This window comes from Sphaerisporangium siamense (assembly GCF_014205275.1).
Classification (GTDB): Bacteria; Actinomycetota; Actinomycetes; order Streptosporangiales; family Streptosporangiaceae; genus Sphaerisporangium; species Sphaerisporangium siamense.
Genome location: NZ_JACHND010000001.1, coordinates 1,527,936 through 1,545,982, shown reverse-complemented (window position 1 = coordinate 1,545,982; position 18,047 = coordinate 1,527,936). Strand labels below are relative to the sequence as shown.

Genomic DNA, 18,047 nt, shown 5'->3' with positions numbered 1-18,047 from the left:
GTCCTGTTAGGCCGATCCGGGAGAGTTCACCACTACCTCATAGATGGTGCCACGAAACTTCGGCCCGAAGGCTGGAAGGCGCGTAAACCAGATCAAAACGTACCGACCGGTGGTCGCCTTCTCCGGAGTCAGGGTCACCGTGCCGGAGACGTTCTCCTGCTTGGCGGCCGTTCTCAGCGCCCGCAGCTCGGGGCTGTCGCCCACCTTGAGCTGCACACTGGCGCCCGGCGCGTCGCCCAGCGACACCACGACGTCCGACACGGGCGTCGCCTTGCCCATGTCCAGCAGCAGGCCGACCCCCTCCTTCAGGCGCCCGAGCTCAGGGCTGGAATAGCTCAGCGTGTGCCACTCGGTGGACGCCTTGCCGTCGATCGCGAGGCCGGCCAGCTCGGGATGCTCGGCGAGGTCGTCCCCGAGGGGGTCGAAGCCGGTGGCGCTCGCGGGCTTCACCGAGACGATCTTCGGCGAGGGGGCCTGGGAGGCCGTCACCGACGGCTTGGCCTCCGGCGTCTGTTTGCCGAGGCTCTGGCCGAGCATCCACGCCCCGATGCCCACCGCGGCGATCACCAGGAGGACCACCACGGTCACCAGGACGCGCCCCGCCACGCCGCCGGACCCGGACGGCGGAGGCTGCGCCGGCGGATGGAAAGGCTCGTGCTGACGCACCGGCCTGCCCTGGTCGAGGTCGTCGGGGGCCTCCGAGCGGAGCCCGACGGCCGGCGGCATCGCCGCGACCGGCACCGGCGCGGGGCGCGGGACCTCGGCGAGGGCCTCGGCCACCTCGGCGGGCGTGGTGAGCGCGGGCAGGCCCCGGCGCGGCTCCTGCAGCAGCGCACGGCAGGTGATGGCGTCCAGGAACCCGGGCACACCGGCCGTGACCTGGCGCGGCGTGCACACCTTGCCGTCGTCGAGCGGGGCGGGCGGCAGGCCGACGTCGCCCTCGCCGGGCCAGTGGCCGGTCAGCGCGGTGTAGAGCAGGCGGCCGAGCCCCTGGGCGTCCTCGCGGGCGGGGTCCTCGCTCTCGATCGCGGCGAGCGAGGCGTCCACGGCCAGGCCGAGCAGCTTGACGGTGTTGCCGGCCGTCCAGATCAGACGGTCGGGCGTGAGGCACAGGTGGGCGAGGCCGGCCTGGTGGGCGTGGGCGACGGCCTCGGCGGCCTCCGCCACCAGCGCCGCCGCGCGCTCGGGCGCCAAGGGCCCGCCGGACACCATGTCGGTGAGCGTCTCGCCGGTGACCCACTCGCTGACGACGTACGCCTGGCCGTCTTCCTCAGCGGCGTCGAAGACCTGGGTGAGACGAGGGTCGGTGAGACGGCTGGCGCCCCGGGCGGCGGTCACGACCTCGGCGACGCGCTCGAAGTGCTGGGCGAGGGTGAGAACGCAGACGGGCCGCGCCAGCACCTCGTCGATGGCCTTCCACAAGGTGGCGCCACCGGACTCGTTGACACGGTCCTCCAGGCGGAACCGGTCGGCCAGTCGGCCGCCGGGCTCCACGGCAGGGGCGCTCATACGGCGTTCCTCTCCTCGGCCGTGGGTGATGTCCGTGCGAAAACCCCCACGCCCCTCCTGCTCCCTGTAGCCGGCCCGTGCCCGGGTCTCCACCGCGCACCGGCACCATGGTAGTCCGGAGCGGGTCCCGCCCGTGTTGCCCTTGGAACAAGGGCGAACCGGACTTCCAGGTTCCTATGCCTAGCGCCCTACCCGGCCGGCCACAAGTCCAATGATCGAAGTGATCTCGGTGATGCGCATCCGCTGTGAGGTGAACAGGTAGATCAGCGCTCCCGCGCCGCCGCCGACCGCCAGCATGATCGCCGAGCTCAGGGGAGTGATGCCCGCGAACTGCTTGGTGGCCCACAGGACGGCCAGCGCCAGGGCGGCCGCCGGGATCGAGGCCAGGTACATGCGCGACAGGCCCACGCCGACGTCCCTGCCGCCGAGCCCGCCCACGACCTTGGCCGCCGCCAGCCGCCAGGCCACCACCCCGCCGATGACGTAGGCGAGCGTGAACGACAGCGCGAGCCCCATGACGATGAGGTGGGGCGGCAGCGTGAGATAGAGGACGAACCCCACCGAGGCGTTCACGACGACGTTGCCGAGAGCGATCAGCGCGGGGGTCCTGGTGTCGCCGAAGCTGTAGAACACCCGCAGCAGCAACTGGTAGATCGAGAAGGGCACCAGCGCGAGCCCGAACACCTGCAGCACGTTGCCGATGTTCAGCGCGTCGTCCACCGACGTGCTGCCGTGCGCGAAGACCAGCACGGCCACCGCCGGGCCGAGCACCATGAGCATCAGCCCCGCGGGCACGATCGCCGCCGAGACCAGGCGGACCCCGGACACGAACTCCTGCCGGATCGCGCCGAACTGCCCTTCATGGGCGTACCGGCTCATGCGGGGCAGCATCGCCGTGATCACCGAGACCGCGACGATGCCGTACGGGAGCTGGAAGAACTGGTAGGCGTAGCTGTAGGAGGCGATGCCGGCCACGTGCGCGGCGCCCGCCTTGGCGGTGGCGCCGGTGGCGAGGTTGGCCGTGATGGTGAGGCCGACCTGGTTGAACGCCACGAACGCCAGCGTCCAGGCGCCCATCCTGCCGATCTCGCCCAGCCCGGCGTTGCGCAGGTCGAACCGCGGCACGAACCGGAACCCGACCCGGTGCACGGCGATGATGAGGATGATCGACTGGGCGACGATGCCCGCGGTGGTGCCGAGGCCGAGCAGGGCGAGGTCGGAGGACGTCACCTCACGGATGTTCGCGCCCGCGCCGCTGACGACGTGGTAGGTCACGCCGACCGCGATGACCACGATGTTGTTGAGCACCGGCGCCCACATCGGCGCGCCGAACCGGTCGCGGGTGTTGAGGATGGCGCCGGCGATCGCCCCGATGCCGAAGAAGGCGATCTGGGGGAGGATGTACCGCGTCAGCGTGACCGTGACCTCGGTCTTCACCGGGTCCATGTCCGTGGTGATGACGTCCACCAGCAGCGGGGCGAACAGCACGCCGAGCGCCGCGATCGCGATCAGCGCGAGGGTGGCGACGGTCATCAGCCGCTGCTCGTACGCCCGCCCGCCGTCGGCGTCGCTCTTCTGCGCCCGGACGATCATCGGGACCACGACGCTGCTCAGGACGCCCCCGATGAGGAAGTCGAACAGCATCATCGGGATCATGAACGCCACGTTGTAGGCGTCGCCCAGGGCCAGCACGCCGATCGTGGAGGCCAGCACGGCCGTCCGGACGAAGCCGGTTACCCGGGAGACCATCGTGCCGGCGGCCATGATCGCGCTCGCGCGCAACATGCGGCTCATGCGGGCCCCTCTCGGTGCTGGACGGCTTCTGGCCGGACGGGTTCCGGGACGGCCGGGGGCGGCGGGCCCCCGCCCCTGCGCCGGTTGGACGGGCGCCTGGCCTGCCGCCGGCGCACGAAGCGCAACGTGACGGCGGCCAGCATGACGGCCAGGGCGGCGCCGACGATCACCAGGGCGATGCCGGTGTAGCCGGTGGTGCGCACGGTGACCTCGACGGGCGCGCCGTAACGCACGCCGTTCTCGCTGGTGAGCTGGACCTTGATGGTCGCCTGGCCGCCGCCGTTGGCGATCAGCGGGATGTCGATGGGGCGGGTCTTGCCGGGGCTGATCGTCACCGGGGACTCGTAGGAGCCGATGGCGAGCAGCTTGCGGTCGCCCGAGGTGATCTTGACGCCGACGGTGACCTCCTGGTCCGGGAGGTCGTTGCGGATGCTGATCGGCACGACGCCGTTCTTGCCCGCCAGCATGCGTTCCTGCTCGCCGGTGGTCACCGAGATGGCGTTGGTGCGCGTGGTCACCGCCGCGTCGACCTGCTTGACCAGCGGCGCGGCCGCGCCGGTGTGGCCGCGCCAGGCCGCCGAGGCGAGCCGCAGCAGCGCCGTGTCGAAGACCCGCCGCCGGTCGCCGGTGACGACGGCCGTCAGGTCGGCGCGCCTGCTCAGCTTCCTGACGCCGGAGAGGTAGGACTTGCCGAGTTCGGCCTGCTTGTCCTTGTCGGTGTAGGCCAGATCGCCGCGGGGGAGCTCGACCTTGCCCGGCTTGATCGAGTCGAGCGTGACCGGCTTCAGCCACGGGGCGGACCCGACGGCCTTGAGCAGGCTCGTGACCAGGGCGGGGTCGGGGTTCCAGCGCCGGGGCGGTGCGGCGACGACCGTGCGGGCCTCCTGCGGCCGCTCGGCGCCGATCATGACGGTCTCGGCGAGGAAGCGCTGGGTGAGCAGCGCGGGCCCGCCGGCGCCGGCGGGGTCGGCCGTGAGGAGCCGGCTCAGCACGTCGTCGGCCATGACCACGCCGACCGTGCCGTCCACGGTCTCCAGACCGGCCGCCGCGTCGGGGGTGTGGGCGATGGGCGGGTTCGGCGGGAGCGCCGCCGACGACAGCAGGACGGTGCGGACGTCGCCGACCGACAGGGCGTCCAGGCCGTCGTGGTCGATCACGCCGCCGACCGGCCAGTTCACGTCGGTGGTGACGTCCTTGCCGAGCAGTTCGGTGGCGACGGCGGTGCCCGTGTCCAGGGCCGTGCGCGTGATCGAGTCGAGGCCCTGGTGGCTGACGGCCGCCACGTCGGGGTCGGCGTACGGGGTGGCCGAGACGGGGACGTCGGTCAGGGCCGTGCGGAGCCGCCGCAGCCACTGCGCCGCGTTCTGGTCGGCCGGCTTCTTGGACGTGCCCGCGCCCTCGGTCAGGGACTTGGCCGTGGCCTTGGGGTCCATCAGGGAGTAGCCCTGCGACATGGCGCGGGCGTCGTCGAGCAGGGCGGGGTCGACGAACCAGGTGACCCCCTTGGCCGGCGTCTCGGCGATCTTGAGGATCTTGCCGAGCCTGCCGTTGTCGGCGAGCGACTGCTTCAGGCCCTCGTCCACGAAGGTCGCGTCGTCGCCGCGGTGGGGCTGGTCGACCAGGGGCAGCGCCCAGGAGATCTTGGTGCGGACGACGTTCTGGTCGCCCGGCGCGTACGGCAGGAAGCCGCGCTGCGCGGCGATCTGCTGGCCGGCGCCGTTCGCCAGCACGATCGTGATCGGGTAGACGCCGAAGCGGAACATCTGCAGCTCGGCCGGGGTGACGGTGAACTCCCACGGCGTCTTGCCCGAGGCCGGGAGCTGGCTCACCGGCACGCTGCGCCGGATCGAGTCGAGGATCTGCCCGCCGTCGGCGAACGCCTGCATCGACGCCCGGTCGGCGAAGGGCTGGCGCGAGAACCGCAGGTGGATGGAGACCCACGACATCGGCGCGGCGCTCGTGTTCGTCACGGTGCCGGAGATCTTCACCGGGGTGGACGGGTCACGCGGAACCTGCGGGGTGATGGAGCTCACCACGATCTGCGCGTCCTGACGGCCCTTGGCGGCGACCGCCGCCGGCTCGGCCCGTGGCCCCGTCGTGCGCGCGGCACCGGCGACCGCCGCCGGGACGAGGAGGAAGGCGGCGGTCAGGACGGAGATCAGGGCGGCTCCGCGAGTCACGTGCCGGCCAGGGGTGGAGTTCGGCGCACGCCCTGAATGGTATGGCCTAAAGCAGAGCGGGCGGCGAGTCGTGCCGCGGCGACCCCATCGCCGGGCGGGGCTCGCGGGCCCCGGGCACCCGCACCGTCCGGTGGCGGGAGCCCTGGAGGTCGGCGTACCTGCCGCGCATGAGTCCGAGCAGGTCCAGGACGCGCAGGCGCAGCGCCGTACGCCGCTCGCCGGTGGCCGTGTAGACGAGCCGGTCCGGCGTCTCCGGCTCGGTCAGGCACTCGTCGATCAGCACGGTCAAATCTTCGGGAAGGAGAAGGGGCGACACCGATGTGGCCGCGTAGTCGGTGGCCGAATTGACCAGGAACGCGGACGCGGGACGTACCCTTCTGGCGCCGAGGACCGCGCCCACGGCGCCCGGCCGCGGCGGGCGGGCGACCGTGGTCACCACGGCGACCGGCGCGCGGGAACTGCGGGTCGTGACCTCGAAGACCGTGACCCGGACGCACGCGGAAGGGTCCACCTGGAGGATGTGAGGGAGATCGTCGACGCACGTCAACGCGCGCGGAAGCCGTACGATCTCATGGTGGATCTGGTGGGACAGGAGCCAGCGGTGGATCGCGAGGGCGTCTTTCATCTCTCGTGCTCCTTGTCATGTCCGGGTGCCCCCGACAGATCTGCGACCGACCGTCACCTGGTGATCGCTTGGTTTTCGTCCCGGGCGGGTCACACCAGGGCCAGCGCGGAGATTCTGTTTCGTGACCGAAGGACCTACCCAGCTTGTCCGTCTCAAATCTGAGCGTTAGTCAGCAGAGAGCCGTGATCGACCTGTTCCGGCGGATCGCCCCGATCGCCGATGAGCTCGGCGCGTTGTTCGCCGGGCACGGGCACGAGCTCGCCGTGGTCGGCGGGTCGGTCCGTGACGTCTTCCTCGGCCGCATCGGCAACGACCTCGACCTGACCACCGACGCGCGTCCCGAGAGAGTGCTGGAGATCGTCGGCGACTGGGCCGACTCGATCTGGACCATCGGCATCGACTTCGGCACCGTCGGCGTGCGCAAGGGCGGCTGGCTGCTGGAGATCACCACCTACCGCAGCGAGGCGTACGACGCCAAGTCCAGGAAGCCCGAGGTCGCCTACGGGGACACCCTGGAATCCGACCTCGCGCGCCGCGACTTCGCCGTCAACGCGATGGCCGTGCGCCTCCCCGGCCACGAGTTCGTCGACCCGCACGGCGGCCTGGCCGACCTCGGGGCCAAGGTGCTGCGCACGCCCGGCACCCCCGAGCAGTCGTTCGACGACGATCCTCTGCGCATGCTCCGCGCGGCGCGCTTCGCCTCCCAGCTCGGCTTCACCGTCGACCCCGCCGCGGTCGCCGCCATGACGGCGATGGCGGGGCGCATCGAGATCGTCTCCGCGGAACGCATCCGCGACGAGCTGGACAAGCTGATCTGCGGCGCCGGGCCGCGCGAGGGCCTCGGCCTGCTCGTCGACACCGGCCTCGCCGCTCACGTTCTGCCCGAGCTGCCCAAGCTCCGGCTGGAGATCGACGAGCACCACCGGCACAAGGACGTCTACGAGCACTCGCTGATCGTCCTTGAGCAGGCCATCGCCCAGGAGGCCGCCGGACCCGACCGCGTGCTGCGCTGGGCGGCGCTCCTGCACGACATCGGCAAGCCCAAGACGCGCCGCTACGAGGAGGCGGGCCGGGTCTCCTTCCACCACCACGAGGTGGTGGGGGCCCAGATGGCCAAGAAGCGGCTGACCGAGCTGCGCTTCCCCAAGGACGTCGTGGCCGACGTCGCCCGCCTCGTCGAGCTGCACCTGCGCTTCCACGGCTACGGCACCGGCGAGTGGACCGACTCGGCCGTGCGCCGGTACGTCCGCGACGGCGGCCACCTGCTCGACCGCCTGCACAAGCTGACCCGCGCCGACTGCACCACCAGGAACCGGCGCAAGGCCCAGGCCCTCTCGCGCACCTACGACGAGCTGGAGCGGCGCATCGCCCGGCTCGCCGACGAGGAGGAACTGGCCAAGATGCGGCCGGAGCTCGACGGCAACGAGATCCAGGAGGCTCTCGGCATCGGTCCCGGCCCCGTCGTCGGCAAGGCGTGGAAGTTCCTGCTGGACCTGCGGCTGGACAAGGGCGTGCTCGGCAAGGACGCCGCCCGCGAGGCCCTGCTGGAATGGGCGCGCGAGCAGGGACTGACCGGCTGACACCGCGCCGGGCCGGCGGTTTTCCACAGGCGCGGGCGAGGCCGGGAACGGCCTCGGCCTCCCCGGCTATGGTTTCCCGCGTGGACGCCGAAACGATACGTGAGCTCGACCGCAGGCACCTGTGGCATCCCTACGCCCCCGCCTCCCCGGCCACGCCCGCCCATCCGGTGGCCGGGGCCGAGGGGGTGCGGCTGCGGCTGTCGGACGGCCGTGAGGTGATCGACGGCATGTCGTCCTGGTGGGCGGCCATTCACGGCCACAACCACCCGCGCCTGAACGCCGCCGTCCGCGACCAGGTCGCGACCATGGCCCACGTCATGTTCGGCGGCCTCACCCACGAGCCGGCCGTGCGGGTCGCGCGCCGCCTGGCCGCCATGACCGGCATGGAGCGCGTCTTCCTCGCCGACTCCGGCTCGGTGGCGGTCGAGGTCGCGATAAAGATGGCCATCCAGGCCACGGGCAGGAGCCGCCTGCTCACCGTCCGGGGCGGCTACCACGGCGACACCTTCGGCGCCATGGCCGTGTGCGACCCGGTCAACGGCATGCACCACATGTTCACCGGCGTGCTGCCCGAGCACGTCTTCGCCGACCGCCCCCCGGCAGGCTACGGCCGTCCCCTCGGCTTCCCGGCGGGCCGGGTCCCCGGCGAAGGGGCCGGCACCGACGCCTGGCCGGTCGACGAGGCGTACCTGCGCCATCTGGACGAGCTGGTGGCGCGGCACGCCGGCGAGCTGGCCGCCGTGATCGTCGAGCCCGTCGTCCAGGGGGCCGGGGGCATGCGCTTCTACCACCCGGCCTATCTGAGGCGGCTGCGCGAGCTGGCCGACGCGCACGGCCTGCTGCTGATCGCCGACGAGATCGCCACCGGCTTCGGCCGCACGGGCGAGCTGTTCGGCTGCGACCACGCGGGCGTCACCCCCGACATCATGTGCGTGGGCAAGGCGCTCACCGGCGGCTATCTGACGATGGCGGCCACGTTGTGCACGGCCGGGGTCGCCGAGCGCGTGGGGGTGCTGATGCACGGCCCCACGTTCATGGGGAACCCGCTGGCCGCCGCGGTGGCCGAGGCCTCACTGACGCTGCTCGGCGAACGGCCCTGGCGGCACGAGGTGGGCCGTATCGAGGACGGCCTGGCCGAGGGGCTCGCCGAGGCGGCCCGCGCTCCCGGCGTGAAGGACGTCCGGGTGCTCGGCGCGATCGGCGTCATCGAGACCCGGGCTCCCGTCGACGTGCCCAAGGTCCAGGACATCGTCATGGAGCACGGCGTCTGGCTCCGCCCCTTCGGACACCTCATATATACGATGCCGCCCTACAGCACGCACCCCGACGACCTGGCCAGAATCACCCGGGCCATGCTCGCCGCCGCCCACGCCCTCCCGGCCTGATCGCCCCACACGACGGGGCCGCCGGAGGCGGTGGGGGCTATTGGGCGACTTCTTGGGCCGTGCGGGATCTGGGGGTGGTGATCAGGCGGTAGGCCAGGGCGCTGAGGACGTAGCCGACGGCGGCGACCACGAGGACGGCGTAGGACTTGCCGTTGGCCGGGAGCATCAGCGCCGCGACGCCGGCGGCGATGACGAACACGCCGTTGAAGAGCATGTCGTAGATGGCGAAGACCCGGCCGAGGTAGGCGTCCTCGACGTCCCTCTGCACGATCGTGTCCGTGCAGATCTTCACGCTCTGGCCGGCCACCCCCAGGACGAAGCCCGCGACGAGGAAGCCGAGCTGCCGGAAGGGCAGGCACAGCACCAGCCCGAGCACGCCCGCCGTGGTCAGCATGATCGGGATCCAGGACTCCGGGCGGAAGCGCTCGGTGGCCCACGGGGTGATCACGGCGGCCATGAAGAAGCCGATGCCCGAGGTGGCGAGCACTCCGGTGAGGTGGCTCAGGCCGGCCTCGGCGTCGGTGGTGAAGTAGAAGCGGTACAGCATCACGGTCATGACGAAGGTCATGCCGTAGAAGAACCGATGGGCCGCCATGCTGCCGAGCGCGGCGGCGGGCGCCCGCATGTGGACGATGTGCCGTACGCCGTCCACGAGGCCGGTGATCACGTTGCGCAGGGCCTCGCGCGCCTGCGGCAGGCTCGGGTCGTACGACGGCCCGAGCAGGGCCCTTGCCATGGTCGCGGCGATGAACGCGCTCAGTCCGAAGATCAGCCCGGAGCTGACCAGCAACAGGGCCGTCCCGCCCTGCCCGGACCCGAAGAGCAGGCGCAGCAGGTAACCCGCTCCGGCGCCGATGAAGGTGACGACCGTGCCGGAGGTCGGGGTGACGGCGTTGGCGAGAAGCAGGCGCTCGGAGTCCACGACGTGCGGCAGGGACGCGCTGAGCGCCGAGAGGAAGAAGCGGTTGACGCCCAGCACCGCCAGCGCGGCCGCGTAGAAGCACCAGTCGGGGGCCTGGGCCGCGACGAGCACGGCCGCCACGACCAGCAGCGTGCCGCGGACGATGGGCGCGATCACGAGGATCTGGCGGCGCGACCAGCGGTCGATGAACACTCCGGCGAACGGGCCGAGGATCGAATAGGGCAGGAACAGGACGGCCATCGCCACCGCGGCCTCGGCGGCGGTCGTCTGCTTCTCGGGCGTGAAGAAGGCGTAGCCGGCCACGGCGAACTGGAAGACGCCGTCGGAGAACTGGGAGACCAGCCGCGTGGCGAAGAGACGTCGGAAGTCCCGGCCTCGAAGGACGGCGCGGAGGTCGGAGACGTATGACACGCGCGTCAGCCTAGTGGCCGCGTCCCCGCGCCCACATCGGGAACATCCCCGATCCCCCTAAGGGACAGACGACCCTGAACCGGCTGTAGTGCCCGGGCATGCCGCCCCGCCCCTCGTCGGGACGGCATCGAACGACCCTGCCTTCGTTCTCAGGCCAAGGCCGTCACGGCCTCCTGTTTCCCTGAGGTGTGGATGCTTGGGGTGTCGGGGATGGGTTTTGCATGCCTGTGACGGAGGCTTCTGCGACGTTTGGGGGCGGCGGGGGGCCGTCCGAGCAGGCCCGGCCGTCGTCACCACGTAATCTCGATCAGGTGACCCATGACGAACATGTCGTCCTCGTGGACGCCGAGGGCGAGGCGATCGGCACCGCGCCCAAGAGCAGCGTGCACGGGGCCGACACGCCGCTCCATCTGGCGTTCTCCAGCTATGTGTTCGACGGCGAGGGGCGTGTGCTGCTGACCCGGCGGGCGTCCCACAAGCGCACCTGGCCGGGTGTGTGGACCAACAGTTGCTGCGGCCATCCCCTGCCGGGGGAGAAGCCCGCGGACGCCGTGGCACGCAGGCTGGCGTACGAGCTGGGGATCACCGCGGCGAGCGTCGTGCTGGTGCTGCCGGGCTTCGCCTACCGCGCCGAGATGAACGACGGCACGGTCGAACACGAGATGTGCCCTGTCTACCGGGCGCTGGTCACCGAGGCGCCACGACCCAACCCGGACGAGGTCGGCGACGTCCGCTGGATGCCGTGGAAAGAGTTCGCCGAAGACGTCATGAGCGGGCTGCTGGCCATCTCGCCGTGGTGCGCGGAGCAGGTCCCCCTGCTCGCCGCCCTCGGCCCGGACCCTTCCACCTGGCCGGAGGCCGACCCGGCCGATCTTCCGCCCGCGGCGAGGGTCGCGCGCTAGGAGCGGTTCGGCGGTGGAGATGGTGAAGCGCCCGGTTTCACGTGGAACCGGGCGCTTCGGAGACGGCGGGGCCGGGCGTCACGCCGCGCGGGTCACGGGCGGCGTGAGGGCGGCGAAGGCGCCAGGTGCGACGGTCAGCGCTCGATCTCGCCGCGGATGAACTTCTCCACGGCGTCGCGGGCCTCGTCGTCGGAGTACTGCTCCGGCGGCGACTTCATGAAGTAGGAGGACGCCGAGAGGATCGGGCCTCCGATGCCGCGGTCCATGGCGATCTTCGCGGCCCGGATCGCGTCGATGATGACGCCCGCGGAGTTCGGCGAGTCCCAGACCTCCAGCTTGTACTCCAGGTTCAGCGGGGTGTCGCCGAAGGACTTGCCCTCCAGGCGCACGTAGGCCCACTTGCGGTCGTCCAGCCACGGCACGTGGTCGGACGGGCCGATGTGGACGTCGGCCTTGCCCATCTCGTGCGGGATCTGCGAGGTGACGGACTGCGTCTTGGAGATCTTCTTGGACTGGAGGCGCTGGCGCTCCAGCATGTTCATGAAGTCCATGTTGCCGCCGAAGTTGAGCTGGTAGGTGCGCAGCAGCTCGACCCCGCGGTCCTCGAAGAGCTTGGCCATGACCCGGTGGGTGATGGTCGCGCCGACCTGGGACTTGATGTCGTCGCCGACGATGGGCACCCCGGCGTCGGTGAACTTCTGCGCCCAGACCGGGTCGGAGGCGATGAAGACGGGAAGCGCGTTGACGAAGGCCACGCCCGCGTCGATGGCGCACTGGGCGTAGAAGCGGTCGGCCTCCTCCGAGCCCACGGGGAGGTAGGACACCAGGACGTCGGCCTTGGACTCCTTGAGCGCGGCGACCACGTCGACCGGCGACTCGTCGGACTCCTCGATCATCTGGAGGTAGTACTCCCCGAGCCCGTCGTAGGTCGGGCCCCGCTGCACGGTGACGCCCGTGGGCGGCACGTCGCAAATCTTGATCGTGTTGTTCTCCGAGGCGACGATGGCCTCGGAGAGGTCGCGCCCGACCTTCTTGGCGTCGACGTCGAACGCGGCGACGAACTCGACGTCGCCCACGTGGTAGTCGCCGAACCGGACGTGCATCAGGCCCGGTACCCGGGTGGCCGGATCGGCGTCCCTATAGAAATGCACCCCTTGCACCAGCGCCGCGGCACAGTTACCGACACCGACGATGGCTACGCGCACGGAACCCATCGCACTCGCTCCTTTACTCATTCGTCTTATCGGGAACGGGCCCGGCGTCCGGTGCCTGTGCCCTGTTCTCTTTCGCCCGGACGGCCTGCGCCCGTTCGGTATCGATCAGCTCATTGAGCCAGCGGACCTCGCGTTCGACGGACTCCAGGCCGTGGCGCTGCAGCTCCAGCGTGTAGCTGTCGAGCCGCTCGCGCGTGCGGGCCAGGGCCGTGCGAACCCCCTCCAACCGTTCCTCCAGGCGGCTCCTGCGCCCTTCGAGGATGCGCAGCCGTACCTCCGCCTCGGTGTGGCGGAAGAAGGCGAAGTGGACACCGAAGCTCTCGTCCTCCCAGGAGGAGGGGCCCGCCTGGGTGAGCAACTCCTGCAGGCGCTCCTTGCCTTCGGCGGTGAGCTTGTACACGATCTTCGACCGGCGGCCGGCGAGCGGAGGAGTGGTCTCCCGCGTGGCCTGAGCCGCCGAGCCGGAGGCGTGTCCGTCCGGCGGCTCCTCCGCGATCAGCCCCGCGGCCAGGAGCTGCCGCAGGCACGGATAGAGAGAACCGTAGGAGAACGCCCGGAACATGCCGAGCAGGGCGTTGAGCCGTTTGCGCAGCTCATAGCCATGCAAGGGTGTTTCGTGAAGCGAGCCGAGCACGGCCAGTTCCAGGACCCCGCCTCTGCCGATCGCCACTGGAACCGCCCCCTCTCACATCGATGTGTTGTACTGATGTATCGGCTCGATACATCCCGAGGATACGTCCGGTCGGCATAGTCTGCAATCGACGAAACCGTCAACCAGATGGGCGGAATAGTGAAAAAAGTCGTAGTCTGACGCTCATGTGGTCACAGCGGGGGGTCGTTGATTACGGCCTCGCGAAGCGCGCGACCCTCCAGTCGCTGCGCTCCGGTCGCATGACCAGGCGTGATGTCTGCGACGCTCATCCGTACCTCCTGCGCGCCGCGCGGTACCACGGGGAGCCGACGAAACGCGTCTGCCCCATCTGCGAGCACCGGAACGTGACCCATGTCACATATGTGTACGGAGACCAGCTAGGTCGTGTCACAGGACATGTAAAAGCCACGTCAGACCTTGTTCAGATGGCCCATGAATACGAGGAATTCCGGGTCTACGTTGTCGAGGTCTGCCAAGGTTGTTCATGGAATCACCTGACGGTTTCCTTCGTCCTAGGCAACGGCGGGCCACCAGGCGGCTCCGGCGTGGACGGGCGGATCCCCGAGACCTAGGCCGTGGTCGGCTTCCAGCCCGGGACGGCACGCTCTCCCGCGTGCCGGCGCGGACGGACGTCGAAGAACCCTCCAGATCGCCAGATGACCCAACGAGGACGCGTGAGTTACAGCAGCTATGGCCCCGAGCCGTCAGGCCGGCCCACCCCAGGTGAGGGCCCCGGCGGATCGGCTCGCCCCGGGCGGCGCCGTCGCTCGCCCGAAGGGGGCGCGCCCACCGGCGGATACCCGGCATCTCCTTCCGCATCGGCCCCGGAGCACACGCCCCGGCGTCCCGCCCCGTCCGACGGTGACGGGCAGTGGGGGACGCCGTCCGGCCGCACCGCTCCAGGACGTTCCGGCGACCCGCGCCCCCGTCCCGCCATGGGCGACCCGCGCGCCGCGGACTCCCGTCCTCAACGGCCGAGGCCGCGGGGAGCCGAGCCGCGTCCCGGCGACGCCCGGCGACGCCCGGAGGCCGCATTCGAGGACACCCAGTCGATGGGCCAGGTCCCTCGTCCCCAGCCGGCGCCCCGCCGTGAGAGCGCCGGAGCCGACACCGTGGTCAGCCGTGACTCGGGCGGTACGAGCCGCAGGGCCAGAAGCGGCCCCCCTCCCGCGGGTCCCGGCGGGCCCGGCGGCCCGGATGGCCCGGGCGGGCGCGGTCCCGGCGACGGGTCGGGCGGCCCCGGCAGGCGGCGGCCGAGGGACGGCGACGAGCCGCCGCGCCGCCGTAAGGGCTGGCGGCGCTTCCTGCCCAACTGGAAAATCGTGATGGTCGGCTTCGCCGTGCTGGCCGCCGGCGTGTTCGGCATGATCGCCGTCGCCTACGCCAACACCGAGCTGCCGACCGAGCAAGAGGCGCAGGAGATGGCGACCGCGCAGGGCAGCGTCTTCTACTACTCCGACGGCAGCCAGATCGCCAGGATCGGCACGCAGCGCCGGGCCATCCCGCTAGACGACGTGCCGAAGTACGTCCGCGACGCCGTGATCGCCGCCGAGAACAAGACCTTCTACAGCGACGCGGGCATCTCGCTCTCGGGCATCGTGCGCTCGGCGTGGAGCACCGCGACCGGCGCGCAGGTGCAGGGCGCGTCCACGATCACCCAGCAGATGGCCAGGAACTACTTCAAGGGCCTCAGCAACGAGCGGGCGGTCAAGCGGAAGATCAAGGAGATCTTCATCGCCGTCAAGCTCGACAAGGAATGGTCCAAGGACAAGGTCCTGGAGTACTACCTCAACGTCGTGCCCTTCGGCCGCAACACCTACGGCATCGAGGCGGCGGCGGTGGAGTTCTTCGGCCACAGCGCCAAGAAGCTGACCCCGGCCGAGGGCGCCTACCTCGCCGGCCGCATCCAGCAGCCGGGCCAGTTCGACTTCGCCGAGGAGAAGAAGAACTTCTCCGGCACGCAGTTCCGGTTCAACTACGTCCTCAAGCAGATGGCCGAGATCAACCCGCAGGCCTACGGGAACTACCCGTCGACGCTGAAGTTCCCCAAGCCGGACCCGCGCAAGGCCAACCAGGCGTTCGGCAGCCTGCGCGGCTACATGCTGACCGAGGCGCTCAAGGAGCTGGAGGCCAAGGGCCTGCCGCGTTCCGAGATCGAGACCGGCGGCTACAAGATCTACACGACCTTCGACAAGAACCTGATGAAGTCCGCGCGGACCGCCGTCATCCAGACGACGGCCGGGCTGCCCAAGGAGGTCCACACCGGCCTGGCCGCCGTCGACCCGACCAACGGCCGCGTGATCGCCTTCTACGGCGGCAACAACTACCTGGGCAAGCATCCGGACCAGTTCAACGAGGCGTTCCAGGCGCGCAAGCAGGCGGCGTCGGCGTTCAAGCCGTACGTGCTCGCCGCCTGGCTGGAGGCCGGGCACAGTCTGAAGAGCTACGTGACCGGCAAGGAGCCGCTCAAGCTGGAGGGCACGACCCCCATCCGCAACGGGCACGCGACCCCGGCGTCCATGGACATCGTCTACGCGACCCAGCACTCCATCAACACGGCCTACGGCCAGATGGGCGCGGAGGTCGGCCTCGACGCGGTCAAACGCATCGCCGAGGAGGCCGGGCTCAGCAAGGACGCGCTGGAGAAGGACGTCAACGAGCACAAGTACCTGTTCTCCATCGGCAGCGCCGGCGTCACCCCCGTCGAGCAGGCGGGCGGGTACTCGATCTTCGCCAACCGCGGCAAGCACTACGAGACCCACACGGTCATCCGCGTGGTCAACGGCGCGGGCGTCCAGATCATCGCCGAGGACAAGACGCCCAACCAGGTCATCACCGAAGAGGTCGCGGCGGACGCCATCGTCGCGCTGCGGTCGGTGGTGAAGGGCGGCACGGGTACGGCGGCGGCGCTGTCCGACCGTCCGGTGGCCGGCAAGACCGGGACGAACAACGACAACAAGGAAGCGTGGTTCGTCGGCTTCACCCCGCAGCTCTCCACGGCGGTGGGCATGTACAAGGAGGACCGCAAGACCGGGGCCGAGCTGTCGCTGGGCAACAACTTCGACGGCGGCACCGTCCCGGCCCGCGTGTGGCGGGCCTTCATGGCCGAGGCGATGAAGGGCAAGAAGGCCGAGGAGTTCCCGCCGCCGTCCAACATCGGCGCGCCGATGGACCTGGCGCCCAAGCCGGAGCCCACCCCGACGCCGACGCCGAGCGACGACCCCGGCTTCCCCACCGACGACAACTGGCCGCCGACCGGCGACGGCGACGGCGGTGACAACGGCGGTGGCGGCGACAACGGCGGCGGCTGCCTGCCATGGGACGACACCTGCAACAACGGCAACGGCGGCGGCGACCCGTTCAACGAGGGCAAGTCGCCGGCGGGCGCGGCGACGCCCACGCCCACGCCGACGAACACGCGCCGGCCCACCCCCACCCCGTCCTCCCGGTGACGAGGAACGACGCCATGAGCCGAACGACACATGCCTCCGATTCCGCCGCGCCCGCGACGCGGGCCCTGCTGCCGCTGGTGCCCGTGGGGCTGCTCGCGGCGCTCGGCGCCGTTCTCGCCTACGCCTGGAAGGCTCCGTGCCGGTTCGGCGGCGCGTGGAACGACGGGACGCAGCAGTTCCTGAGGTTCTGCTACACCGACATCTATCCCTTGTGGTGGAACGAGAAGCTCGACCAGGGGATGGCCCCGTACTTCGGCCACCCCGTCGAGTACCCCGTCGGCATCGGCGGCCTCATGTGGGTGATCCAGAAGCTCGCGTGGGGGCTGAACGAGCCCGGCGTGTGGTTCTACGACATCACCGTGCTGGTCATGGGAGCGTCGCTGGTCGCCGGCGTCGTCATCATGGTCTACCTCGCCGGGGCGCAGCGCAGGCCGTGGGACGCCGTCTGGTACGCGCTCGCGCCCGCCGTGATCCTCACCGCGTTCATCAACTGGGACCTGCTGTGCGGGGCCCTGAGCCTGGGCGCCTTCCTCGCCTGGGCCCGGGGCAGGCACGTGCTGACCGGCGTGCTGCTCGGGCTCGCCATCGCCACCAAGTTCTACCCGCTGGTGTTCTTCGGCCCGTTGCTGCTGCTCGCGCTGCGCACCCGCAAGCTGAACGCGTTCCTGTGGGCGCTCGGCGGCACCGTCGTCACCTGGGTGGTCGTCAACCTGCCGATCATGCTGCTGGCGTTCACGGGCTGGAAGCGGTTCTACGTCTTCAGCAGCGAGCGGGGCGCCGACTGGGGGTCGATCTGGTTCTTCTTCCAGCGCGAGATGGTGCCGTTCCTCGGGGACGGCGAGAGGCTGGACATGCTGGGCATCGCCTCGTTCGCGTTGCTCTGCCTGGGCGTCGCCGTGCTGGCGCTGACCGCGTCGACCAGGCCGAGGCTCATGCAGCTCGCCTTCCTGGTGCTGGCCGCGTTCATGGTGACGAACAAGGTGTGGTCGCCGCAGTACGTCCTGTGGCTGGTGCCGTTCGCGGTGCTGGCCCGGCCGAACTGGAAGCCGCTGGCGCTCTGGCAGGTGGCCGAGTGCTGGTACTTCTTCGCGATCTGGCTGTATCTCGTCGCCCAGCAGCCGGGTAACGAGGCGTTCGGCATCGGCGACGCCACCTATTACACGGCGATCTGGGGCCGGGTGGTGACGATCGCGATCATGGCGGCGTTCGTGGTGCGGGACATCCTGCGCCCGGAGCACGATGTGATCAGGCAGGGCGGGGCGGACGACCCGACGGGTGGCGTCTTCGACGGGGCGCCCGACCGTTTCGTCCTGCGCGCCCCCGCGGCGCCGCAGCCCGCGCCCAACTCGGCATGATCGAGGGCGATGCCCGACTTGGGGTGTAATTCAGGCTAATGCCACAGATAACCCTCTATTCTCCTC

General features: G+C 70.6%; 13 protein-coding genes. 6 read left to right on the top strand and 7 right to left on the bottom strand.

Annotated elements, in window-relative coordinates; translation table 11 throughout:
- Positions 1-6: 6 nt before the first annotated feature.
- The 4 genes from BJ982_RS07180 to BJ982_RS07165 all read right to left on the bottom strand — a co-directional run bounded on the left by BJ982_RS07180 (position 7) and on the right by BJ982_RS07165 (position 6,108).
- A complete protein-coding gene (locus BJ982_RS07180; RefSeq protein ID WP_184877713.1) occupies positions 7-1,509 on the bottom strand; it encodes a protein kinase family protein in 1,503 nt (500 codons plus the stop codon).
- Positions 1,510-1,689: 180 nt separating this feature from the next.
- Positions 1,690-3,303: a murein biosynthesis integral membrane protein MurJ gene (gene murJ / locus BJ982_RS07175; protein WP_184877712.1), complete on the bottom strand. Its 1,614-nt coding sequence runs from the start codon at positions 3,301-3,303 to the stop codon at positions 1,690-1,692.
- On the bottom strand, positions 3,300-5,483 hold the full coding sequence (locus BJ982_RS07170) for a DUF6049 family protein (protein WP_184877710.1): 2,184 nt from the start codon (positions 5,481-5,483) through the stop codon (positions 3,300-3,302). The genes murJ and BJ982_RS07170 overlap by 4 nt, the downstream gene beginning before the upstream one ends.
- 46 nt (positions 5,484-5,529) lie before the next feature.
- Entirely contained in the window at positions 5,530-6,108 is a 579-nt protein-coding gene (locus tag BJ982_RS07165; protein ID WP_184877707.1) for an aminoacyl-tRNA deacylase, read from the bottom strand.
- A gap of 143 nt (positions 6,109-6,251) precedes the next feature.
- Here BJ982_RS07165 and BJ982_RS07160 point away from each other — a divergent pair, with 143 nt between their 5' ends.
- Both BJ982_RS07160 and BJ982_RS07155 read left to right on the top strand, forming a co-directional pair.
- Positions 6,252-7,688 carry a CCA tRNA nucleotidyltransferase gene (locus tag BJ982_RS07160; protein WP_184877705.1) on the top strand — a complete coding sequence of 479 codons (1,437 nt, stop codon included), beginning with the start codon at positions 6,252-6,254 and terminating at the stop codon, positions 7,686-7,688.
- Positions 7,689-7,756: 68 nt separating this feature from the next.
- Positions 7,757-9,073 (top strand): adenosylmethionine--8-amino-7-oxononanoate transaminase, encoded by a 1,317-nt coding sequence (locus tag BJ982_RS07155; protein ID WP_184877703.1) that lies wholly within the window; start codon positions 7,757-7,759, stop codon positions 9,071-9,073.
- Between the two features lie 37 nt (positions 9,074-9,110).
- Here the strand turns inward: BJ982_RS07155 and BJ982_RS07150 are convergent, their stop codons facing one another.
- Positions 9,111-10,406, bottom strand: coding sequence for an MFS transporter (locus tag BJ982_RS07150; protein ID WP_184877701.1), 1,296 nt, complete (start codon positions 10,404-10,406; stop codon positions 9,111-9,113).
- A 311-nt stretch (positions 10,407-10,717) separates the two neighbouring features.
- Between BJ982_RS07150 and idi the strand changes: the two genes are divergently transcribed.
- A complete protein-coding gene (gene idi / locus BJ982_RS07145) occupies positions 10,718-11,308 on the top strand; it encodes an isopentenyl-diphosphate Delta-isomerase (protein WP_239122961.1) in 591 nt (196 codons plus the stop codon).
- A 134-nt stretch (positions 11,309-11,442) separates the two neighbouring features.
- Here the strand turns inward: idi and BJ982_RS07140 are convergent, their stop codons facing one another.
- Both BJ982_RS07140 and BJ982_RS07135 read right to left on the bottom strand, forming a co-directional pair.
- Positions 11,443-12,522 carry an inositol-3-phosphate synthase gene (locus tag BJ982_RS07140; RefSeq protein WP_184610354.1) on the bottom strand — a complete coding sequence of 360 codons (1,080 nt, stop codon included), beginning with the start codon at positions 12,520-12,522 and terminating at the stop codon, positions 11,443-11,445.
- A gap of 13 nt (positions 12,523-12,535) precedes the next feature.
- The gene (locus tag BJ982_RS07135; RefSeq protein ID WP_184877697.1) at positions 12,536-13,192 is read right to left on the bottom strand and encodes a PadR family transcriptional regulator; all 657 of its coding nucleotides are present in this window, start codon (positions 13,190-13,192) and stop codon (positions 12,536-12,538) included.
- A gap of 23 nt (positions 13,193-13,215) precedes the next feature.
- Here BJ982_RS07135 and BJ982_RS07130 point away from each other — a divergent pair, with 23 nt between their 5' ends.
- The 3 genes from BJ982_RS07130 to BJ982_RS07120 all read left to right on the top strand — a co-directional run bounded on the left by BJ982_RS07130 (position 13,216) and on the right by BJ982_RS07120 (position 17,981).
- The gene (locus tag BJ982_RS07130; RefSeq protein WP_311772236.1) at positions 13,216-13,746 is read left to right on the top strand and encodes a DUF5318 family protein; all 531 of its coding nucleotides are present in this window, start codon (positions 13,216-13,218) and stop codon (positions 13,744-13,746) included.
- A 480-nt stretch (positions 13,747-14,226) separates the two neighbouring features.
- Entirely contained in the window at positions 14,227-16,626 is a 2,400-nt protein-coding gene (locus tag BJ982_RS07125) for a transglycosylase domain-containing protein (protein WP_184877693.1), read from the top strand.
- A 14-nt stretch (positions 16,627-16,640) separates the two neighbouring features.
- Positions 16,641-17,981: a glycosyltransferase family 87 protein gene (locus tag BJ982_RS07120; protein WP_184877691.1), complete on the top strand. Its 1,341-nt coding sequence runs from the start codon at positions 16,641-16,643 to the stop codon at positions 17,979-17,981.
- The last annotated feature ends 66 nt before the right edge of the window (positions 17,982-18,047 follow it).